The sequence below is a fragment of the Brevundimonas sp. genome, assembly GCF_047617075.1.
Classification (GTDB): domain Bacteria; phylum Pseudomonadota; class Alphaproteobacteria; order Caulobacterales; family Caulobacteraceae; genus Brevundimonas.
Genome location: NZ_JBLGCI010000020.1, coordinates 14927 through 35504 on the forward strand (window position 1 = coordinate 14927; position 20578 = coordinate 35504).

General features: G+C 68.4%; 24 protein-coding genes and 1 tRNA gene. 9 read left to right on the forward strand and 16 right to left on the reverse strand.

From position 1 onward, the window contains the following. Position 1: 1 nt before the first annotated feature. From ACI8U3_RS14485 to ACI8U3_RS14495, 3 genes are all read left to right on the forward strand, one after another. A complete protein-coding gene (locus ACI8U3_RS14485; RefSeq protein WP_415015579.1) occupies positions 2 to 346 on the forward strand; it encodes a glycine zipper domain-containing protein in 345 nt (114 codons plus the stop codon). Further along, positions 346 to 738 (forward strand): hypothetical protein, encoded by a 393-nt coding sequence (locus ACI8U3_RS14490; RefSeq protein ID WP_415015580.1) that lies wholly within the window; start codon positions 346 to 348, stop codon positions 736 to 738. The genes ACI8U3_RS14485 and ACI8U3_RS14490 overlap by 1 nt, the downstream gene beginning before the upstream one ends. Before the next feature lie 97 nt (positions 739 to 835). After that, a complete protein-coding gene (locus tag ACI8U3_RS14495; RefSeq protein ID WP_415015581.1) occupies positions 836 to 1012 on the forward strand; it encodes a DUF1328 domain-containing protein in 177 nt (58 codons plus the stop codon). A gap of 52 nt (positions 1013 to 1064) precedes the next feature. On the opposite strand, the gene ACI8U3_RS14500 is transcribed toward ACI8U3_RS14495, so the two are convergent. The 3 genes from ACI8U3_RS14500 to ACI8U3_RS14510 form a co-directional block, all read right to left on the reverse strand. Continuing rightward, the gene (locus tag ACI8U3_RS14500) at positions 1065 to 1859 is read right to left on the reverse strand and encodes a metallophosphoesterase family protein (RefSeq protein WP_415015582.1); all 795 of its coding nucleotides are present in this window, start codon (positions 1857 to 1859) and stop codon (positions 1065 to 1067) included. 28 nt (positions 1860 to 1887) lie between these two features. Further along, positions 1888 to 2850, reverse strand: a complete 963-nt coding sequence (locus tag ACI8U3_RS14505; protein WP_415015583.1) for a diacylglycerol/lipid kinase family protein — start codon at positions 2848 to 2850, stop codon at positions 1888 to 1890. Positions 2851 to 2931: 81 nt separating this feature from the next. After that, the gene (locus tag ACI8U3_RS14510; RefSeq protein WP_415015584.1) at positions 2932 to 3258 is read right to left on the reverse strand and encodes a hypothetical protein; all 327 of its coding nucleotides are present in this window, start codon (positions 3256 to 3258) and stop codon (positions 2932 to 2934) included. A gap of 200 nt (positions 3259 to 3458) precedes the next feature. Here ACI8U3_RS14510 and ACI8U3_RS14515 point away from each other — a divergent pair, with 200 nt between their 5' ends. After that, a complete protein-coding gene (locus tag ACI8U3_RS14515) occupies positions 3459 to 3785 on the forward strand; it encodes a YMGG-like glycine zipper-containing protein (RefSeq protein ID WP_415015585.1) in 327 nt (108 codons plus the stop codon). Positions 3786 to 3892: 107 nt separating this feature from the next. After that, positions 3893 to 4342 carry an OmpA family protein gene (locus ACI8U3_RS14520; protein ID WP_415015586.1) on the forward strand — a complete coding sequence of 150 codons (450 nt, stop codon included), beginning with the start codon at positions 3893 to 3895 and terminating at the stop codon, positions 4340 to 4342. Positions 4343 to 4417: 75 nt separating this feature from the next. Here ACI8U3_RS14520 and ahcY read toward each other — a convergent pair whose 3' ends face one another. Next, a complete protein-coding gene (ahcY, locus tag ACI8U3_RS14525) occupies positions 4418 to 5809 on the reverse strand; it encodes an adenosylhomocysteinase (RefSeq protein ID WP_415015587.1) in 1392 nt (463 codons plus the stop codon). 297 nt (positions 5810 to 6106) lie between these two features. Here ahcY and arfB point away from each other — a divergent pair, with 297 nt between their 5' ends. Continuing rightward, positions 6107 to 6517 (forward strand): alternative ribosome rescue aminoacyl-tRNA hydrolase ArfB, encoded by a 411-nt coding sequence (gene arfB / locus ACI8U3_RS14530; protein ID WP_415015588.1) that lies wholly within the window; start codon positions 6107 to 6109, stop codon positions 6515 to 6517. Between the two features lie 178 nt (positions 6518 to 6695). Here arfB and ACI8U3_RS14535 read toward each other — a convergent pair whose 3' ends face one another. The 6 genes from ACI8U3_RS14535 to ACI8U3_RS14560 all read right to left on the reverse strand — a co-directional run bounded on the left by ACI8U3_RS14535 (position 6696) and on the right by ACI8U3_RS14560 (position 12632). Further along, positions 6696 to 7679: an aspartyl/asparaginyl beta-hydroxylase domain-containing protein gene (locus ACI8U3_RS14535; RefSeq protein ID WP_415015589.1), complete on the reverse strand. Its 984-nt coding sequence runs from the start codon at positions 7677 to 7679 to the stop codon at positions 6696 to 6698. A gap of 45 nt (positions 7680 to 7724) precedes the next feature. Beyond that, positions 7725 to 9116 carry an FAD/NAD(P)-binding protein gene (locus ACI8U3_RS14540; RefSeq protein WP_415015590.1) on the reverse strand — a complete coding sequence of 464 codons (1392 nt, stop codon included), beginning with the start codon at positions 9114 to 9116 and terminating at the stop codon, positions 7725 to 7727. A 228-nt stretch (positions 9117 to 9344) separates the two neighbouring features. Next, positions 9345 to 9779: an RrF2 family transcriptional regulator gene (locus ACI8U3_RS14545; protein ID WP_415015591.1), complete on the reverse strand. Its 435-nt coding sequence runs from the start codon at positions 9777 to 9779 to the stop codon at positions 9345 to 9347. 108 nt (positions 9780 to 9887) lie between these two features. Further along, complete coding sequence (locus tag ACI8U3_RS14550; RefSeq protein ID WP_415015592.1) at positions 9888 to 10274, reverse strand: hypothetical protein; 387 nt, start codon at positions 10272 to 10274, stop codon at positions 9888 to 9890. Between the two features lie 19 nt (positions 10275 to 10293). After that, on the reverse strand, positions 10294 to 11817 hold the full coding sequence (ubiB, locus tag ACI8U3_RS14555; protein WP_415015609.1) for a 2-polyprenylphenol 6-hydroxylase: 1524 nt from the start codon (positions 11815 to 11817) through the stop codon (positions 10294 to 10296). Positions 11818 to 11864: 47 nt separating this feature from the next. Next, entirely contained in the window at positions 11865 to 12632 is a 768-nt protein-coding gene (locus ACI8U3_RS14560) for a class I SAM-dependent methyltransferase (protein WP_415015593.1), read from the reverse strand. Between the two features lie 213 nt (positions 12633 to 12845). On the opposite strand from ACI8U3_RS14560, the gene ACI8U3_RS14565 reads away from it, so the two are divergent. Both ACI8U3_RS14565 and ACI8U3_RS14570 read left to right on the forward strand, forming a co-directional pair. Beyond that, a complete protein-coding gene (locus ACI8U3_RS14565; protein WP_415015594.1) occupies positions 12846 to 13148 on the forward strand; it encodes a 4a-hydroxytetrahydrobiopterin dehydratase in 303 nt (100 codons plus the stop codon). Next, complete coding sequence (locus ACI8U3_RS14570) at positions 13145 to 13927, forward strand: SDR family oxidoreductase (protein ID WP_415015595.1); 783 nt, start codon at positions 13145 to 13147, stop codon at positions 13925 to 13927. Before ACI8U3_RS14565 ends, ACI8U3_RS14570 begins: the two co-directional genes overlap by 4 nt. Before the next feature lie 4 nt (positions 13928 to 13931). Here ACI8U3_RS14570 and ACI8U3_RS14575 read toward each other — a convergent pair whose 3' ends face one another. From ACI8U3_RS14575 to ACI8U3_RS14600, 6 genes are all read right to left on the reverse strand, one after another. After that, a complete protein-coding gene (locus ACI8U3_RS14575) occupies positions 13932 to 14333 on the reverse strand; it encodes a Tat pathway signal protein (RefSeq protein ID WP_415015596.1) in 402 nt (133 codons plus the stop codon). A 24-nt stretch (positions 14334 to 14357) separates the two neighbouring features. Further along, positions 14358 to 15368: a biotin synthase BioB gene (gene bioB / locus ACI8U3_RS14580; RefSeq protein WP_415015597.1), complete on the reverse strand. Its 1011-nt coding sequence runs from the start codon at positions 15366 to 15368 to the stop codon at positions 14358 to 14360. 59 nt (positions 15369 to 15427) lie between these two features. After that, positions 15428 to 16906: a globin-coupled sensor protein gene (locus tag ACI8U3_RS14585; protein ID WP_415015598.1), complete on the reverse strand. Its 1479-nt coding sequence runs from the start codon at positions 16904 to 16906 to the stop codon at positions 15428 to 15430. A 173-nt stretch (positions 16907 to 17079) separates the two neighbouring features. After that, complete coding sequence (locus ACI8U3_RS14590; protein ID WP_415015610.1) at positions 17080 to 18429, reverse strand: amidohydrolase family protein; 1350 nt, start codon at positions 18427 to 18429, stop codon at positions 17080 to 17082. Further along, the gene (locus ACI8U3_RS14595; RefSeq protein ID WP_415015599.1) at positions 18429 to 19895 is read right to left on the reverse strand and encodes an amidohydrolase; all 1467 of its coding nucleotides are present in this window, start codon (positions 19893 to 19895) and stop codon (positions 18429 to 18431) included. The genes ACI8U3_RS14590 and ACI8U3_RS14595 overlap by 1 nt, the downstream gene beginning before the upstream one ends. Positions 19896 to 20020: 125 nt before the next feature. After that, entirely contained in the window at positions 20021 to 20329 is a 309-nt protein-coding gene (locus ACI8U3_RS14600; protein WP_415015600.1) for a YggT family protein, read from the reverse strand. Positions 20330 to 20486: 157 nt separating this feature from the next. Here ACI8U3_RS14600 and ACI8U3_RS14605 point away from each other — a divergent pair. Beyond that, positions 20487 to 20562 (forward strand) — tRNA-Ala (locus tag ACI8U3_RS14605). Positions 20563 to 20578 lie beyond the last annotated feature (16 nt).

A 20578-nucleotide genomic window follows, 5' to 3' on the forward strand; every position in this document is an offset into this window, starting at 1 on the left:
CATGGCCACCACCAAGGCCCGGGAAGACATCAAGAACGACCTGAAGACCCTGAAGGACGACCTGAAGGTCGGCGCCCGCGAGGAGAGCGCACGCCTGCGTGAGATCGCCGCCGAGACCGAAGCCCGCGTCCGGGCCAAGTCCGAAGAGGTGCGCGAGCGCGCTCGCGACTATTACGACCAGGCCCGCGTGCGCGGTCGGGAATACTATGACGACGCGACCGAGCGGCTGGACGAGGCGCAGCGCGCCCTGGTCGAGCGGGTGCAGGAGCGTCCGGTTCAGTCCACCGCCATCGCCCTGGGCGTCGGCGTTGTGCTTGGTCTCCTTCTGGCTGGCCGTCGTCGCTGATGCCGGGCAAGGGGCTTGTCGACAAGCTGGTGGCGGCGGCGATCGCCGCCGCCTGCGCCTTCGTGGCTATCGTGGCGCTGGGCGCAACCCTCTTCTATCTGCTGTTGATGGTGGTTCCCGCCGCGGCTGCAGCGGCCATTACGGCTGCGCTGGCCGCTATCGGCGCCTTGATCGTCGCGATGCTGTTTCTGAGCAAGGCGCACGGTGAAGACAGCGAGGACGAGGAAGAGCCGGCGGGTCTGGGCGAACGGGCTTTCGTGCTTTTCCGCAATCGTCCCGTGCTGGCCACAGTAGCCGCCCTGGCCGGGGGATGGATTTTTCTGAGAAATCCGGCGCTGGCCTCCATGGTGGCGGCGGCTTTCACCGAAAGCAGCCGCGCAAGACGGCGCTGATCCCGCCGCGAACTGGAACGGCGGCGCCGTGGAGGCGTTGATGGTTCAGGTCCGGCGAAGGGTCGCGACCGTGTCAATCGCTTTGGAGGCGCGCCCCATGATTCGCTGGGCCATCATCTTCCTGGTCGTCGCTTTGATCGCGGCTGTTCTGGGCTTCGGCGGCATCGCGAACTTCTCGTTCGAGATCGCCAAATTCATCGCCGTCATCGCCATCATCCTGTTCGTGATCGCCCTGGTCGCGGGCGGACTGCGCGGCCGAGGGCCGAGAGTCTAGACGACCATCAATTGTCACAGCAAAAGGCCGCAGGATCGCTCCTGCGGCCTTTTTACCTTGCGCCGCCGCGACGTGGCAGGGTCCATGCGCGGCTGTCCACGAACGCGCCCTTCTCCCACGCCATGGCGGTGACGGTGACAGCCTCTTCGTCCCAGTCGATGCGGTTGAAGCTGGGCGGCGCGCCGCGCTCGCGGTGGGACAGGGTCCCGCAACCCACGGCATAGGAGCAGCGATCGCCCACTTGCAGCGGCAAGGCGAAGGGCTGGTGCGTGTGCCCTGTGGTGATGAGATCCACCCCGGCTTCGGCGAATATGTGCGCCGCCGCCTCGCCGCGAATGACGTCGCCGGTCATGGGCGTGCCGATCATCTCCACAAGCGGATGATGACAGGCGAGAATGCGCAAGGCGCCGCCGGGCGCCGCCCGCAGGGCCTCTGCGGCGCGGCGCGTCTGGTCCAGGTCGATGACGCCCTTTGACCAGTTCAGCCTTGCCTGCCAACCCCGCGCGGTGGTGACCCCGCGCACCATCAGGCCGTCGCTGCGGAACTCGTGATCATGGGCTGGATGCCCCGTGGCGCGCTCGAACCGCCGCCAGGGCCAGAACAACCGGTCCAGCACGTTCCAGTAGGGCACGTCGTGATTGCCCACCGTGACGAAGACCGGCGTTGGCATGGCCTCGATCCAGCGTGCGGCCGCCTCGAACTCGGCCGTATAGCCGTTCTGGGTGATGTCGCCGGTGATCAGGACCAGATCGTTGGGTGTGGCGTGGGCGTAGTCCACCGCAGCCGCAGCGGCGTCCGCATGCTCGCGCCCGAAATGAACGTCGGAGAACTGGAGGACTCGACCCATCAGCCGCGTTCAGCCATGCGGCGCGCCATCATACGCTGTCCTGGGCGGCGGGCGGGCGCGGCGCCAGGGCGCGGAACGCCTTGGGCAGAAACCGCACCGTGCTGTCGGCAGGCAGCAGGATCGGCTCTCCGTCCAGCACCGCCGGCACCCGCGAGCGGGCTGACACGTGGATCCGGCGCGCCGGTTGCGTCTTGACGGCCGGGTCGTGGCGCCAGTCATCGAACAGGGCGTGGGCGGCCAGGCGGAACGCATCCGACGCGTCGTGGGGGTTCATGGCTGCGGCCTCCAGGCCGACGGGCTCCTCCAGCGCGCGCGAGATCATCGGGCTGATCAGGACCAGCGCCTCTGCGCGCTGGCGCGGGCCGCCGTCCAGATCGAAGCGTATCCGGCCCGAAAAGGCCCTGCGCCAGGCGCGGCGCGCATGGGTCAGGGCCAGTTTCAGCTTGCCGCCGCGCAACGCCTCGCGCGCCGGGGCCCACAGGGCGGGCGCGCCGAGAATGGCGGCGCAATAGAACGCATTGCCGTCTACCTCTCCGCCGGAAACATACTGAGGCTCTCCGTCCTCGAGAATGGCGCTCAGAGCCTTCTTCCAATCGGTCGTCCCGTACAGCGCCTTGGGCAGCATGTTCATGGTGCCGCCCGGAAGGGGCGCCACCAGCGGCCCGTCAGCGCCGGCGCGTGAAGCCACGGCCCGCGCCGTGCCGTCCCCGGCCAGAACCACCACCAGATCGGCCGCGCTGGACAAGACCTTGTCTATGGTATGATCCATGCCTTCGCCTTCCAGCAGCACGACCTCGGACTCACAGGCGAATCCCGCCATCAGTTCCTCGGCCTCGGTGGCCGCATTGGCGCCGACGCCCCCGGACATGGGATTGACCAGAACCACCACCCGGCTGATTTGAGCGTGGCGCGTCATGGGGCGGCGCTCGGCGGGCGCCCCCTGATCTTCCGGCAACTGTTTTTCGGGTGGCGCGCCCAGCGTGTCCGTCATCCGGGCCGAACGCCCAACACGCGCCCGCGTTCCAGCTCCGCTTGCGGTGCGCCGCCTGGGATGTCGTGCAAAGCGGCGGGCCTATTCCGGCTGAAGCTCCCGGGCGGCGTTCTCGGCGCCTTCGCCGAGGGCGGCGCCGGCGCGGCCGGCGGCCTCCGCCGTTTCCGACAAGGCCTCATCCGTGGCCTCGTCAGCCTGGCCGGTGAGTTCCTTGATCTGATCCCAGCCTGCGGTGATCCAGCCATCGATGGTGGCTCCGCCTTCTGCGACCGAGCGCTCCTTGATGCCCAGCACCGCCGTCAGGGCGCCGAACAGCGCCAGCAAGGTGACGATGAATCCCACCACAGGCGGGCTGCCCCGGCGACGCTTGTTGCGGGCCCAGACAGGCCCTCCGTCATCATCAGACATACGAACCGGCTCGGAAAAACGCATGAAACCCCCCATGACGCTACGGCGAGACGACGCCGTCACTGAACGAAACCCGCCTCAGCGGGACGCTATTCATAATGCTTAACGCAACCTTGACCATGATCATAGAGCGGGAACCTGTGCAGCGATCCAGCGTTCTCGCCTCGGGGGCGACTGACCAAGGACCGAAGGGACATCCAATGAAGAAGATTATGATCGCCGTCGCCGGCGCCGGACTGCTGGCCAGCGCCTGCGCCAGCGACCCGTACGGCAACACCAATCAGACCGTCCGCCAGGGCGCCATCGGCGCTGCTATCGGCGCTGCCGCCGGCCAGCTGATCGGCGGCGACACCGAGGCCACCGTGGCCGGCGCGGCCATCGGCGGCGCTGTGGGCGCCATTCGCGGCTCCTCGCAGGACCGCCGGAATCAGCAGCGCTATCGCGCCGCCAACGGCCAGTACTACTACTGCTACGACAACCGTCAGACCGAGTGCTATTGGGAAGATGGCACGCGCGTCCGCTGGTAAGCCTGTTCCGCCCTTCGGGTGAAGCGGACTAGATAAGGGCGGCTCGCGGCGCGGGCCGCCCTTTTTCGCGCGCCGGGATCTCCGGCCGCATCCTGTGGGAGCTGTGCATGAAGCGTTTGAGCATTGCGGTGGTCGGGGTGGCCATGACGGTTTCGGCCTGCGGGTCGGGCGGGCTGTTCCGGGAGCGGTCGGAGCTGATCGCGGACACGGCGGGCTGCACCGAGCAGCGGCTGGATATCTATTTCGAGGAAGGCGAGGCGCGCATCGCGCGGCCGGCGCAGCAGATGATCGCCCTGACCGGCGAGCGGCTGCAAGGGTGCCGGATCGAGGGCGTGGACGTGATCGGTCTGGCCAGTTCGACCGGCGACGCGGCCAGCAACCTGACCCTGTCGGAGCGGCGCGCGCGGACGGTGGCCGACGCCCTGATCGCGGCCGGCTGGCCCAGCCCGACCTTCACCCTGTCGGCGGCGGGCGACGCGGGCGCCACCACCGACGGCGGTCTGGCCGAGCCCCTGCGGCGGCGCACGGAGATCGTGATCCACGCCCGGCCGCAGTAGGCCGCTTCCCTTCGGATCAAAGAAAAGGCCCGCGCTCCGGCAGGAGGCGGGCCTTTTGCTTGATCGGCGAAGCGATCAGTAGCGGTAGTGGTCCGGCTTGAACGGGCCCTCGGTCGGCACGCCGATGTAGTCGGACTGCTCCTTGTTGAGCACCGTCAGCTTCGCGCCCAGCTTGTCCAGGTGCAGGGCCGCGACCTTCTCGTCCAGATGCTTGGGCAGGACGTAGACCTGGTTCTGGTAGGCCGACAGATTGGTGTGCAGCTCGATCTGGGCCAGGGTCTGGTTGGTGAAGGACGCCGACATGACGAACGACGGGTGGCCCGTGGCGTTGCCCAGGTTCACCAGGCGGCCCTTGGACAGCAGGATGATCTTGTTGCCGTTCGGGAACTCCACGTGGTCCACCTGCGGCTTGATCTCGTCCCACTTCATGTTCTTCAGGCCCGCGACCTGAATCTCGGAATCGAAGTGGCCGATGTTGCAGACGATGGCGTTCATCTTCATCCGGCGCATGTGATCGACGGTGATCACGTCCTTGTTGCCGGTGGCGGTGACGAAGATGTCGGCCTTGTCGCACACGTCGTCCAGGGTCTGGACGTCATAGCCTTCCATGGCCGCCTGCAGGGCGCAGATGGGGTCGATCTCGGTGACGATGACCCGGGCGCCGCCCTGGCGCAGCGAGGCGGCCGAGCCCTTGCCCACGTCGCCGTAGCCGCAGACCACGGCCACCTTGCCCGACAGCATCACGTCGGTGCCGCGGCGGATGGCGTCCACCAGGCTCTCGCGACAGCCGTACAGGTTGTCGAACTTGGACTTGGTGACGCTGTCGTTGACGTTGATGGCCGGGTAGGGAAGCTCGCCCTTCTTGGCCAGCTCGTACAGGCGGTGAACGCCGGTGGTGGTCTCTTCCGACACGCCCTTGATGGCGTCGCGGATGGCCGAATAGAAGCCGGGCTTCTCCTTCAGGTACCGCTTCATCACCGCGAACAGGGCTTCCTCTTCCTCGTTCTGGGGATTGTCCAGAACCGAGGCGTCCTTCTCGGCCTTGGGGCCCAGCACGGTCAGCAGGGTGGCGTCGCCGCCGTCGTCCAGGATCAGGTTGGGATAGCCGCCGTCGGACCATTCGAAGATCTTGTGGGCGTAGTCCCAGTACTCTTCCAGCGTCTCGCCCTTGGTGGCGAACACCGGGGTGCCGGCGGCGGCGATGGCGGCGGCGGCGTGGTCCTGGGTCGAATAGATGTTGCACGAGGCCCAGCGCACGTCGGCGCCCAGGGCTTCCAGCGTCTGGATCAGCACGGCGGTCTGGATCGTCATGTGCAGCGAGCCGGCGATGCGCGCGCCCTTCAGCGGCTGGGCCTTGCCGTATTCCTCGCGCAGGGCCATCAGGCCCGGCATTTCGGTTTCGGCGATCTCGATTTCCTTGTTGCCCCAGTCGGCGAGGGAGATGTCGCGGACGATGTAGTCGGCCATGTGCGTTCCTGACGTGTCTTGAAGGTTTGAGCGCGCTATAGCGGTCCAGGACGCGCGGGGCAACAAACATATAAGGATGTCTTTATATGTTTATGGAGCCGGGGCGGCGGGTCCATGTGTGCGGGAGTCCGAAATCATGCGGTTGAACGCCGCCGTCTTCGTCATCGCCGGGCTTGTCCCGGCGATCCATACGCGCCGACAGGGCAAGGCGCGCCCGGACAGGTCCGTGCTTATGGATTCCCGGCACAAGGCCGGGAATGACGGATGTATTGAGGTGGGACGTGCGAGGATGAACCCATGACCGAACCCCTCGTGCCCGAGGACGAGCTGGAGTTCCGGTATTTCCGCGCGGGCGGGCCGGGCGGGCAGAACGTCAACAAGGTGTCCACCGCCGTGCACATGCGCTTCGACGCGGCCAATTCCCCGTCGCTGGACGAGGCGGTGCGGGCGCGGCTGATGAAGGCGGCGGGATCGCGCCTGACCACCGAGGGGGTCATCGTCATCACCGCCACCCGCTTCCGCACCCAGGAGCGCAACCGGGACGACGCGGTCGAGCGTCTGAACGCCCTGATCGAAAAGGCCCGCGTGGCGCCGGTGAAGCGCATCCGCACCAAGCCCACCAAGGGGTCCAAGGAACGGCGGCTTCAGGCCAAGGCCGGGCGGTCCAAGATCAAGGCGGCGCGGGGACGGCCCAACCTGTCGGACTGAGGCGGCTTCCCACACGCCGTCACCCTCGGGCTCGTCCCGAGGGCCCACGGGAACGGCGGCGCGAACGCCGGCGAGTTTGCGCTGAACGGTGAAACCGACCGCAAGCCGTGGCTGAGGCCGCGATGGGTCCTCGGGACAAGCCCGAGGATGACGGGTTTTTTGGGGTTGGGCCCTGCGATCAGATCAGGACGTCGGCGGCGAACTCGGCCAGCTGGAACAGGCCGTAAGCCCCCGCCATCACCACCATGAGCAGGGTCGCGTTGACCGTGTGCTTGATCAGCTTGTAGCGGCGGACGTCGGTCTGTTTCAGGGCCCGAATCCGGCCGCTGACGGGCGCCAGGGACGCGAACAGGGCGCTGACGAAGCCGCGCTGGTCCTCATCCGTATTGGGCACCAGGGTTCCGGCGGCCAGACGGCGGTAACCGGCGTTGAACACCCGGCCGAAGACATTGAGGGGCCGGGCCACGTCGCACATGAGGATCAGGCGGCTCTCGCCCGTGTCGTTGCGGGCCTGATGGGGATAGGTCTCGTCGAAGATGAAGTCCTGGCCGTCGCGCCACGACACGGGCACCCCGTCCACCTCGATCATGCACGCGTCCGCGTTGGGCGTGCGCAGGCCCAGATGATAGCGCAGGGAACAGGCCAGCGGATCGGCGTGCAGGGTCAGTTCGGACCCGGCGGGCAGCACCGTGAACATGGCGCCCTTCACCTCGGGGATCTGGTTCAGCAGGGCCACGGTGCGCGGACAGGTGCGCTGGGCCGAGCGGTGGGTGGTGCCGTACCAGGTCAGATAGAATTTGCTCCATCCCCGCTTGAAGAAGGTGCGGAAGCCCAGATCGTAGGAGCCGGCCGAGCCCTCGGCCTTGGCCGCCTCGAAGGCGCCGCCGGACTGAAGGGCCAGGGCCTCGTCGCGGATCACCTGCCAGTTGTCCCGCAGCAGGGCCAGGTTCGGCACCCGCTCCGCCGCCGTCACCGGCCCCCGCGCCCAGGGGCGGGTGCACATGTACAGGATGCAGTTCAACGGCGCGAAGAGGGGCCAGGACTTGCGCAGATACTGGGTCGGCCCGGCCCAGCGGGTGCGCCCGCGCCAGCGATAGACGTATGCGATCGAGCCCAGCGAATACAGCACGAGCGCGGATAGCGCGACGACACTGAAGCTCATGGATTGTCCCCCGTCCCGGCCGGAGTCTTACGGCCAAGGTCGGGATTATCCAAGCGGGATGTGACGGTTTTGGGAGGGGGGCGCCGCGGACGGGGCCCACATCGGGGCTGATCGATTTTCCTGCCGCGAGGCATGGGCCGCGACTTCTGCGGCCTGGATTCGCAAATCCGGGACAGAGGTGATCTCCCAGAATGTCCCCCGCGTCAGAGGGCCGACGGCATGGAGGGCGGGAGTGGGTTCGGCCGAGAGGGCCAGAGGCTGGCAGTGTTCGTCGACATGGATGCCCAGGCCATTGGGATCGGGGGTGACCAGTTCTCGCGCCAGAAGATTGCGGATCAGGGGCGACCGGCTCTGCCGGATGTCGCCGAGCGGACCTGTGCAATTGACGACGGCGTCCAGACGTCGTGTCGCCGTTCGCTGCGCCCCGCGGGGCCGCCAGGTGAGGGTCACCGCGTCCCCTTCCAGATCAAGGCTGACGACACGCCCTGCGAGAACGGCGAGATCTCCGCCGGCGATCATCTGGTGAATTTGTCCCGCCGCCATGGTCGACAGGCGGTGGCGGTGAACATCCCAGTGCGGGCGCAGATGGCGCAGAATGCTGGCGCGCTCTTGTGGCGACCAAGCGCGCCAGAGACCGCGGGCGGAGCGGCGAACCTCATCCACCACGTCGCGCCATTCCCGGCTTGTCGTCCGTCGACGCGCCTCTCGCAGCACCTGAACCGGGCTGCCGGCGTACTGCACGGCGTCAGACGGATCAGGCGTCGCGCCATGGGTCCTCGGCAACAGACCCCGGCGCGAAATCGACAGGAGTTTACGCCCCTGACTTCGCAGACTCATGGCCACATCCACCATGGTCAGGCCCGACCCGATCATGAGCACGCGATGAGCCGACGACGGCAGGCTGGCGGCGGCGCGCCAGGGATCGCCCACATAGCGCCAGGTTTCCTCAAGCGCCGGCGTGATGCCGGGCGGCGTCATGGGCTCGATATTGCCCAGGGCGAGCACCGCCGCGTCCGCCTCGACCCTGAACCCGTCATCCAGAACGACGGACCATCCGCCTGCCCGGGGCTCCAGATCGACCGCTTCTCCCCGCAGCAGGGTCAGCCGATTGCCCGCGCCCTCATCGGCCATGGCCTCCGCCAGGAGGCTGCGCAGATACTCGCCGTAAACGCCCCGCGTTATGAAGCCGTCCTGCACGGTCCACTGACTGTGGGTCGCCAGCCAGTCGATGAGGTGGTTCGGCTCATCCGGAAAGGCGCTCATATTGCCCAGCCGGACATTCAGCAGGTGATCCGGATTGCCGGTGGCGTAGGCCGCCCCGGTGCCGAACGAGGTGGAGCGCTCGATCAGGGTGACCTGGGCATGCGGCGCCTTCAGGAGGTGGAGAGCGGTCAGAAGACCGCTGAATCCGGCGCCGATGACGGCGAAGCTTTGCATGAAGTCGTGCTCTCTGTTGCGCGCCGCGCGGCGCCGCCGGGGGTTCAGAAGCTTGTGGTCAGTTCGCTCGCGCCGCCGCGGCCGTCGCCCCCCGTCGTCTGCGTGGCCCACAAGCAAAAGACCACATCGGGTTCAGCATCTCGTCCCCCTCGCAAACTGGCCTTCAAGGGGGCAGATTAATTCCTATCAGACAAGTAGGAATACGACCGCAGTCTCTGAAAAGTGATCTCAGGTCAGTTCTTCAAGAGCGCCGGAAGCCTTTATCAGGTCCGAGAGCTTGCGCGCCTCCAGAATGGCCGCCAAAGCGTCTCGCCCCTCCAGAAGGATGTGTCGAATCCGACAGTTATCAATGTCGGTGCAATCGTCGCAGGGCTTGAACGCCGTGCGCGAGGCGCAAGGCGCCAGGGCCAGTGGGCCGTCTATGGATCGCAGAATGTCCGCGATCGTGATCTCCGACGCCGGCCGCGCCAGTTCATACCCGCCCATGCGGCCGCGCCGGCTGTCCAGAATCCCGTCCAGCTTCAGCTCCAGAAGAATGGTCTCCAGAAACTTGCGCGGCGATCGCGCGCCCGCCGCGATCTCGGCGATCGATGCGGGTCGCGGATGGCGCTCGGCGAGAAAGATCAGCGAGCGGAGCGCGTAACGGGCCTTTTTGGAAATCATGCCGTCACGATGCTGGCTGCTGCCTCTAGCCGCAACCGCCGCCCAGGCCCGGCGACGAAAATTCTCTCCGGCGCCGGGTCGCCCGGTGCGGCAAGCCTCGAAACCCCCTCACCCCGCCGGGCGGAACACCAGACCGGCGATCTTGCCGTCGTCGCCGAGAGCGATGAACCAGTCGGTGGCGGCGTTTTCGAAGGTGACGCGGTAGTGCTGGGCGCCCTGGACTTCGCCCTGGTGCTCGAGGGTCTGGAGGGCGCCGAAGCCCTGGATCATGGGGGTGATGGAGGCCTCGCCGGCGCGGACGGCCTCGGCCAGCTCGGGGCCCATGTCGTCGTAGTTGGGGGTTCCGGCCTGCATGGCGGCGATGGTGGTGCGCAGCATGGTTTCTTCGGCGGACGCTTCAGTCTGCGCATGGGCGGCGTGGTCGCCGTGATTGTCTTGCGCCATGGCGGCGGCGGGGACGAGGGTCAGGGCGGCGGCGAACAGGATCGGCTTCATGGCTGTGCTCCGGCTGGGCTTACGACAGGACGCCCGTGGACAGGATCAGGGCGACGGCGGCCCCGATGGCGGCGACCACTGATAGCACGGCGGGCCAGCGGGCGGCGACCCGGCGCTCGATGACGAGGGTCTGGGGCGCGTGGGGGGCCTGAGCCCATTTGGACAGGGCGCGCAGGGTGTCGAGGCCTTCCTGCATGAAGTCGCGGGCCTTGGCCTTGGGGCCCAGCTCGCGCTGGATCCATTGCTCCACCACGGGCTTGGCGGCCTCCCACAGGTCGTGGTCGGGATTGAGGCGGCGGGCCACGCCCTCCACCGAGACCATGGTCTTCTGCAGCAGGATCAGTTCGGGGCGCAGGTGCATGTCGAACAGGTCGGTGATCTCGAACAGCTGGCCCAGCAGGCGGCCCATGGAGACCTGGGACGCCTGTTTGCCGATGACCGGCTCGCCCACCGCGCGCAGGGCCTGGGCGAAGGTCTCCACCGAATGGACGGGGGGCACATAGCCGGCCTCGAAATGGACCCGGGCGATGCGGGGATAGTCACGGGTCAGGAAGCCCCACAGGATCTCGGCCAGGTAGCGGCGCTCGCCGGGACCGAGGCGGCCGACGATGCCGAAGTCCACCGCCACCGCCTGGGCCGGGGCCGAGCAGAACAGATTGCCCTCGTGCAGGTCGGCGTGGAAGACGCCGTGGTCCAGGGCCTGGGACAGGAAGGCGCGCACGATGTTGTCGGCCAGCTGGTTCTTGTCCAGCCCCGGCTGTTCGGCGGCGGCGGGGTCGGTCATGGGCAGGCCGTTCGCCCACTCCAGCGTCAGGACCCGCTTGCCCACCCCGTCCCAGATGACGGCGGGGGCGGTCATGTGGCCGGCGCGGGCCATGATCTCGCCCAGCTCGCTGGCGGCGGCGGCCTCGAGCCGCATGTCCAGTTCAAGCTGAAGCGCGCGGGCGATGGTCTCCACGAAGGCCTCGGGCTCCAGACGGCGCAGCAGGGGCACGAAGCGGCGGGTCAGCTTGGCGCCCAGCCGCATGGCGTCGAGGCCCAGGGCCACGCGGCGCTCCACGCCGGGGCGCAGCACCTTGACCGCCACCTTGCGGCCGTCGGCCAGATACGCCGGGTGCGCCTGGGCCAGGGAGGCGGCGGCGATGGCGGGCTGGAAATCGGTGAACAGGGCCTCCACCGGGCGGCCCAGCGAGCGCTGGACCTCGCGGCGGGCCTGATCGATGGGGAAGGGCGGCAGGCGGTCCTTGAGCCGGCCCAGGTCGCGGGCGAACTCGGTCCCGAAGATGTCGGCGCGGGTGGCCAGCACCTGGCCCAGCTTGATGGCCACGGGGCCCAGATGCTCGAAGGCGGCGCCCAGACGCTGGCCGGGGCGGCCGGCCCTGGCCTGGGGCCCGGCGAACAGGTGCAGGAAGAGGGCGATCAGCCGGGCCCAGGCGGGCAGCAGGGGGGTGATCTCGCGCGGGGCCAGGGCGTCGTGACGGATCAGCACCCACAGCCAGCCCTGCAGCCGCAGGAACGACCCGATGGGGTCGCGCACCCGCACGGCTGGCAGGGGAGCGGCGGTCTCGGGCGACGGATCGAAGGGCACGGTCAGAGGGCCCAGCCGTGATGGATGGCCGCGACCCCGCCGGACAGGTTGGTGACGGTGACCCGGCTGAAGCCCGCGTCCTCGATCATGGCCTTGAAGGTTTGCTGGTCGGGGAAGCGGCGGATGCTTTCCACCAGATACTGGTAGCTGTCCCGGTCCTTGGCCACCCAGCCGCCGATGGCGGGAATGGCGTTGAAGGACCACAGGTCGTAGGCCTTGCGGATGGGCTCGGCGGTGGGGCGGGAGAACTCCAGACACAGGAAGCGGCCGCCGGGTTTCAGCACGCGGCGGGCTTCGCTGAGGGCCTGGGGGATGTCGGCCACATTGCGGATGCCGAAGCTGATGGAATAGGCGTCCACGCTGGCGTCGGGCATGGGAAGATTCATGGCGTCGCCGACGGTCCAGGTCATCTCCGGCTCGCCGCCCTTGGCGACGCCCGCCATGATCATCTCGGCGTTGTAGTCCAGCACCATGACCTCGGCGTCGGCGCCGCCCAGACGCTGCTGGGCGCGGCGGGCCATTTTCGAGTAACGGCGGGCCATGTCGCCGGTGCCGCCGGCCACGTCGAGGATGCGCTCGCCGGGACGGGGATTGAGCTTGGCCGCGGCCGCGTCCTTCCACAGCCGGTGCACGCCCCCGCTCATCAGGTCGTTCATCAGGTCGTAGTTGGAGGCCACGGAATCGAACACCCCGCGCACCAGCTGGACCTTCTCGCGCGCGTCCACGTCGCGGAAGCCGAAGGATGAGGTCTTTTGCGCTGGCTCGGTCATGGCATCGCTTTAGCCGGTGCGGGGCGCGCCGTCACCGCCGCATAATCGCGCACGCACCCTCTCCCGCTCGTCCCCGCGAACGCGGGGATCCAGTGATTTGGGTGTTGCAGCGGGACGGAACATGATTAGTCGCTTGTCCTGAAGCGCCGGCGCCACGCTGGACAGAACTGGGTCCCCGCGTTCGCGGGGATGAGCGGAATAGGGAGGGTTGTCATGGCCGCTGAACGTATCGGGGCTGAAAAGGCTCTGGAAGGACTGCCGGGCTGGGCCCGGGCGCCCGGTGAGCGGGACGCCATCGTGCGCAAATTCGTGTTCGAGGACTTCAACGCGGCCTTCGGCTTCATGACGCGTGTGGCTCTGAAGGCGGACAAGATGGACCACCATCCGGAGTGGTCCAATGTCTACAACCGGGTCGAGGCGCTGCTGACCACCCATGACGCCGACGGGGTCACGGGGCTGGACGTGGAGATGGCCGGGTTCATGGACGGCGTCGCCTCGCAGATGGGTGTGAAATGAGCGGGCGTCTGGACGGAAAGATCGCGCTGATCACCGGGGCGGCGGGCGGTCTGGGACAGGCCATGGCGCGGCGCATGGCGGAAGAGGGCGCGAAGCTGGCCCTGACGGACATCGACGAGGCCGGGGCGCGGGCGCTGGCCGAGGTCATCAACGCCGAGCACCCGGGCGCGGCCTACGCCTACGCCCACGACGTTACGGACGAGGGCCAGTGGATCGCGGTGATCGACCGGGCGGTCGCCGATCTGGGCGGGCTGTCGGTGCTGGTGAACAATGCGGGCATCGGCGGCGATCTGAAGCCGGTGGTGGAAACCGATCTGGACGCCTGGCGGCGCGTGCAGGCCATCAACGTCGAGTCCGTCATGCTGGGCTGCAAGCACGCCATGCCCCATCTGGCGAAGTCGGGGCGGGGCTCGATCGTCAATATCTCGTCCATCGCCGGGCTGACGGCGGCGCCGGGCATGGGGCCTTATAACGCCTCCAAGGCGGCGGTCTGGCTGTTCTCAAAAACCGTGGCGCTGGAGTGCGCCAAGGCCCGCAACGGGGTGCGGTCCAACTCGGTGCATCCGGTGTTCATCAAGACCGGCATCCTTGACCCGTTCACAGCCATGGCCGGAGGCGACGAGGCCGTGGCCCACGAAAAGCTGGCGCGGGGCATCCCGCTGAAGCGGATCGGCGAACCGGACGACGTGGCCTGGTGCGTGGTCTATCTGGCCTCGGACGAGAGCAAATTCATCACGGGCGCCGAGTTCAAGATCGACGGCGGCATGTCGGCGCAGTAGCCGCTCAGACCACCATCACCGTGCCCAGCAGAAGGCGGGCGCCGCGACGGCCCAGGGCCTGATTGACGGCGAATTGCAGGTCGCTGGACAGACGCAGCACGTCCGGCGGCTCGCCGGGGCGCAGGGCGGCGGCGAAACGCTGGACCGCCTGGGACAGCTCGGACCGCAGGCGCGGGCCCGCGGCGGCGGCTGTGGCGCGCAGTTCCAGATCCGGCACATCGATGCCCACATCGACGGAGAACACGCCCCGACGCCCGTTGGCGCGGACGACCGAGCCGTTGATGCTGTTCAGGTTTATGTAGCTGTTGGGCGGCGGCCCGCCCTCGTCCGATGCGGGCGCGCCCGCCGCAGCCGATCCGGCCGAGGCGGCGACAAGAGCCAGTCCGATGAGGGCGCGACGATCCATGGCCGCATCCTGCCACGGCGCCGCTTAATCCGGCGTTACGCGCTCGGCGGAAATATAGGGTTTCAGGTCCAGCAGGGCGAACAGGCGCGCGTCCTCGTCTTCCTCCGGGTTCGGCGTGGTCAGCAGCTTGCCGCCCACGAAGATGGAGTTGGCGCCGGCCAGGAAGCACAGGGCCTGCATTTCCGGACTCATGCCCTCGCGCCCGGCGGACAGGCGGACCATGGATTTCGGACAGACGATGCGGGCTACCGCCACGGTGCGCACGAACTCGATGGGGTCGATCTCGCCCTCGCGCATCACCCGCTCGCCCAGCGGCGTGCCCGTGACCGGGACCAGGGCGTTGACCGGCAGGCTGTTGGGATGCTCGGGCAGGGTGGCCAGGGCGTGCAGCAGGCCCGCCCGGTCCCGGCGGCTCTCGCCCATGCCGACGATGCCGCCGCAGCAGGTGGACATGCCCGCGTTGCGGACATGCTCGAGCGTATCGAGGCGCTCCTGATAGGTCCGCGTGGTGACCACCTCGGCGTAGTACTCCGGCCCGGTGTCCAGGTTGTGGTTGTAGTAGTCGAGCCCGGCGTCCTTCAGCTGTTTGGCCTGGTCCGCCGTCAGCATGCCGAGGGTGGCGCAGGTCTCCAGCCCCAGGGCCTTCACCCCGCCGATCATGGCAGCCAGTTTCGGCAGGTCGCGGTCCTTCAGCTCGCGCCAGGCCGCACCCATGCAGAAGCGGTCCGCGCCGCCCGCCTTGGCCGCCATGGCCTCGGCGATCACCACCTGCGGGTCCATCAGCTTTTCGGCCTTCAGCCCCGTCTTGAAGTGGGCCGACTGGCTGCAGTAGCCGCAGTTCTCGGCGCAGCCGCCGGTCTTGACCGACAGCAGCTGCGAGCGCTGCACCTGCGACGGGTCGAACCAGCGCCGGTGCACCGTGGCGGCGTCGAACACCAGCTCCATGAAGGGCCGGGCGAACAGGGCCTCCACCTCGTCCAGCGTCCAGTCGTGGCGCGGGATGGACAGGTCCTGGATGCGGACAGGTGCGTTCATGGCGGGCCTCCTCTGACGCGGGCTTAGCAGCGCCCGCGTCAGGGATGAACCCGCAATCGTCAGCTCGCCAGCCGCAGCTCGGAGGCGGCGGTGCGCCCGCGAAGGCGGAAGCGGCTGACCTGACGATTGAGGCCGTCGGCCTCGCCCGCCATCTGGCGCGTGGCGGCGGTGGCCTGTTCGGTCATGGCGGCGTTCTGCTGGGTGATGGAGTCCATCTGGGCGAAGGCGGATTTCACCTGCGCCAGATCGTCCGCCTGACGCCGGGCCGAGGACGCCATGGCCTCGGCCAGGCCATCGACGCTGGCCACCTGGGTGTCGATGCGCTCCAGCGCCTGACCGGTGCGCTCAACCAGCTGCACGCCTTCGCTGACCTGTTCGCCGGACCGGCGGATCAGATCGCGGATTTCTCCGGACGCCTCAGCCGACCGCTGGGCCAAGGCGCGCACTTCGGAGGCCACCACGGCGAAGCCCCGGCCGGCGTCGCCGGCGCGCGCCGCCTCGACCCCCGCGTTCAGGGCCAGAAGATTGGTCTGGAAGGCGATCTCGTCGATCAGGCTGACGAAGCCCGCCACGTTTTCCGACGAGGCGCGGATCGCCTCCATGGCCGTGCGGGCCTGGGCTACGACCGCGACTCCCTGCTCCACCTCGCGGCGGGTGGAGCCTGCGGCGCCCGCCGCCTGGGCGGCGTCCGACGCGGTCTGGGAGACGGCGCGGGCGATTTCATCCGCCGTGGCGACCGTGCGCTCCAGATGCGCCGCCTGCTGTTCGGTGCGAAGCGACAGATCGTCAGAGGCGCTGGCCAGCTGGGCGGACGCCGAGGACAGGGAGGCGGCGCTTTCCACGACCCCCGCCATGGCGGCCTCCAGGGCGCCGACGGCGGTGTGGAAGTCGTCCCTCAGCGAGCGATACTCTTCGGGGAACGGCTGGCCGATGGAGACGGACAGATCCCCGGCGGCCAGGGCCTTCAAGGCCGATCCAAGGGCCGCCACGACCTGGGTCTGGCGCGCCTCGGCTTCCTGCTGCTCTGCGGCGACGCGATCCCGCTCGGTCTGAAGCGCCTCCAGATAGATGGAGATGGCCAGGTCCATGTCCAGCATCACGCGCTGGGTCAGTTCGGCCACCGCCTCGGCTGTTCTTGCTTCATGAACCGCGCCGGACAGGGCCTTTCGCGGGCGGGCCGAGATCGCCTTGATAAGGCCGGCCAGGATCAGGCTGTAGCCCCCGATGTACCAGCGCGGCTCCAGGCCGATGCGCGCGTGAACCTGACCGATGATGCGGACCGAGGCGGCGTAGTCCGCGTCGGCCCGGCCCTGAATCAGGGCGTCCCAGTGGCGCGCCTGGGCGGCGCGGGCCGCTTGCATGTGGCCGGGATCAGAAAAAAAGCGCCGCACCTGCGGGGTCTGTTCGATCTGGGCGTAGAAGGCGCCCAGGGCGTCTGGCAGCGCCTGACGCAGTATGGGCTCCATGGTCTTGTAGGCCGCTGACGGTTCAGCGAGGCGCATGAAGGCCATGCGCTGGGTTAGAATATCGTCGGACACGAATAACGTCCTGAAAAATAAGAGCGGATTCGAACCCGCAGCAAGAATGGACATATCCTTGCTCCCGGAATGGTTATTCGAGGCTTAATCCCCCCTGCGGCGTATTTTCGCGCGTGCTCAAACGAAAAGGGCGGCCCCGGAAGGCCGCCCTTTGAAGGTCGTGATCGCAAGGTTCAGCGCGGGCTGTAGGCCAGGGGCCGGGTGCGGTCACGGTTCGGGTGGTAACGATCGCGCAGCTCCAGATTCCGGGCCTGAAGCGGCTGCTCCACGCCGGCGATGAACACCGCCTCGGGTTGGCTGAGCGGCTCCAGCGGGTCGCCGGACCAGACCACCACGTCCGCCGCCTGTCCCACGGCCAGGGCGCCGAAGCCCTCCTGGCCGAAGATGCGCGCCGGATTGACGGTGATGGCGGCGATGGCGGCCTCGAACGGCAGGCCGTTGGCCACCGCATTGCCCGCGTTGTAGCGGGCGTCACGGGCCCGGTGGGCCGAGCCGCCGGGCTTGATGGCGATGGTCACGCCCGCCGCGTGCAGGCGGGCGGCGTTCTCCTGCCGCGCGGCCCGCACCTGAAAGTTCGAGGGCAGGTTCGCCAGGGGATTCACCAGCACCGGAACGTTCGCCGCCGCGATTTGCGGGGCCACCAGCCAGCCTTCCTCGGCGCCGTCCAGGATGATGCGGATGTTCTCCTCATCGGCCAGACGCAGCACCTGCAGGATGTCGGCCGCCCGGTGGACGGTGACCACCAGCGGCATGCGGCCCTCGGCCACCGGGATCAGGGCCTCCAGATCCGCGCGCGACAGGGACAGATCACGCAGGCCGGCCCGCTCGTAGGCCTGACGGTTGCGGGCGTAGAGGCGGACCTCGGCCATGGTTTCGCGGAAGAGGGTGAACTCGGCCCCGCGCGCGCCGCCGGCGATACCCGCCCCGGCCTCGCCGAAGGGCGCGACCATGGCGACGTTTGAGCGCACCAGAATGTCGGTCCCGCGTCCCAGATGCACCACCGCAGCCTGACCCGCGAACAGGCCGGGGGTGTGATAGCCGCCGGCCCCGGCGCCCGCAGTTTCATGCTCATGCACATGACCGCTGGACGAGCCCGGATGCTGGGGCATGACCACCGCGCGTGTGACGCCGCCGAGACGGGCCACAGGAATGGTGATGGACCACGGGTCCAGTCCGCGCGACACGTCGAAAGCGGCGCTGAGGGTGTTGCTGGACTGGCGCAGGTCGTTGGTGCCGGAAACCGAAGAGACCTCGCCGCTGCCGATGCCGGAATCCACGGCCACGATGCCGGGCGTGATCACCCGGCCCGCGGCGTCGATGACCCGGGCGCCGGCGGGAACCGCGGCGTCGGGGCCAACGGCGCTGATGCGGCCGCCCGAGATGACCACCGTGCCCGAGGCGATCTCGCCGGAGCCGGTCAGGATGCGGCCATTGGTGATGGCGACGGTTTCCTGGGCCGTGGCGGGCGCGGCCGCGAGGGCCAGGGCGCACGCCGCCATGGCGCTGAAGAGGTTGCGGCGGATCATTGGGCGCCTCCCACGGTGTTGGGCTGGCCGGGCTGGCCCAGTTCGAAGTCCGTGCGCGGCTGATAGGCCGGGTCGTTGCGGTCGTAGGTCAGGGCGCCGTCGATGAAGACCTGCTGGGCGCGGGCGTAGATGCTGAACGGGTTCACGTCCCAGATCACCACATCGGCGCGCTTGCCCGGCTCCAGCGAGCCGGTCTCGTCCTCCACGCCGATGGCGCGGGCGGCGTTGATGGTGATCCAGCGCAGGGCGTCCTCCTCGCTGAGGTCCAGCCCGGCGCGGCGGCCGGCGGACAGGGCGGCGGCGGCTTCCTGATTCAGGCGCTGGATCAGGGTGTCATCGTCCGAGTGGATGACCGCGCAGCTATTCTCGGGCGCGTCGACGAAGGCGACGTTCTCCTCAATGGCGTCCAGGGCCTCCATCTTGAAGCCCCACCAGCCGGTCCACATGGCGGCGCAGATCTCGTTCTCGGCCAGCATGTCGGCCACCTTGTAGGCCTCGGTGGCGTGGTGGAACGTGCTGATGGAGTAGCCGAACTCCTCGGCGATATCGATCATCACCGCCATTTCGTCGGCGCGGTAGCAGTGGTTCTGCACCGAGATGGAGCCGTCCAGCACCCCGGCCAGGGTTTCGAGGCGCAGGTCGCGGTTGGGGGGCGCGCCTTCGCCGTTCTCGCGCCACTCGTTCCAGCGGCGGGCGTAGTTCTGGGCGTCGATGAAGGCCGAGCGATAGCCGGCCACATTGCCCATGCCGGTGGCCGGGCTCTGGTTGCGCGAGCCATAGACCCGCGACGGGTTCTCTCCGCAGGCCATCTTCACGCCGTAGGGCGCGCCGGGGAACTTCATGCCCTGCATGGTCACCGAAGGCACATTGCGCAGGGTCACCGAGCGACCGCCGAACAGATTGGCCGAGCCGGGCAGCACCTGGACCGTGGTCACGCCGCCGGCGCGGGCGGTGTTGAACCCGGGATCCTGCGGCCAGACCGAATGCTCGGACCAGACATAGGCGGTGTTGGGGCTGGTGGCCTCGTTGCCGTCGGACATGCCCATGACGCCCGGCGACGGATAGACGCCCAGATGGGTGTGCACGTCGATCAGACCCGGCGTCACGAAGCGGCCGCGCGCGTCGATCACCTGATGGCCCTGGGGCACCGGGGTGTCGGCGCCGCCCACGGCGGCCACGCGGCCGTCGGTCATGATGACCACGCCGTTCTCGATGCGATCGCCGGCGGCGGTGAAGACCGTGGCACCGACGATGGCGGCGTCCCGGCGCGGCAGGGGCTGATAGGTGGAGGGGAAGGGGTCGGGATTGGCCGCGCCGTCCAGACCGCGCGGCAGCTCGGCGCGCTGGTCGGTGGTCGCGGACGCCGTTTCGTCACTGGGGTCAGCGGTGCCGGTGGTGGCGCAGGCGGACAGGGTCATGGCGGCGAGCGCACAGCCCGCCAGTGCGAGGCTTCGACCCCGCATGCGATGAGAAATCATGGATATTTCAGCCCCTTGCGTTTCCCGATCTGGAAGCAGGAAGCATCAAAGCGCGTCTGGACAGGCAGGAAAAGTCGAATTTCCTCCCGGTCGTGAGAAAGTCGCCCTCGTCAGAAGGGCAGGACGTCGTACAGCAGCATGCAGAACGGCGGCAGCAGATAGAGCTGCGCCCCGCGCAGCACCAGCAGCACGATGATCGGGGTGACGTCGATGCCGCCCAGCGGCGGGATGACGCGGCGCAGGGGCGCCAGAAGCGGTCCGGTCACCTGGTCCAGGAAGCCGGCGATCTGGGCCACGAACCGGTTGCGGTAGTTGATCACGTCGAAGGCGAACAGCCAGCTCATGATGGCGCTGATGATGATCGCCCAGAACAGCAGCGTCAGCACCGCGCCGACGATGAAACAGATGAAACCGGCCATGCCGCGCTCAGAACTCCAAAGGACTACCCGGCCGCTTCTAGCGGTCTTCGCCGTCCGCGCCAAACCCTTCCGGCGATCCGCGTCCGGGGGCGCGGGATTCTATTGACACCACAGGGCCGCCCCGCCTATGTCGCGCCCTCGCCTGGAACCCCGGCACGGGGCCGTAGCTCAGTTGGTAGAGCGCGTCGTTCGCAATGACGAGGTCAGGGGTTCGACTCCCCTCGGCTCCACCAGGCGCCTTCCTTGTTC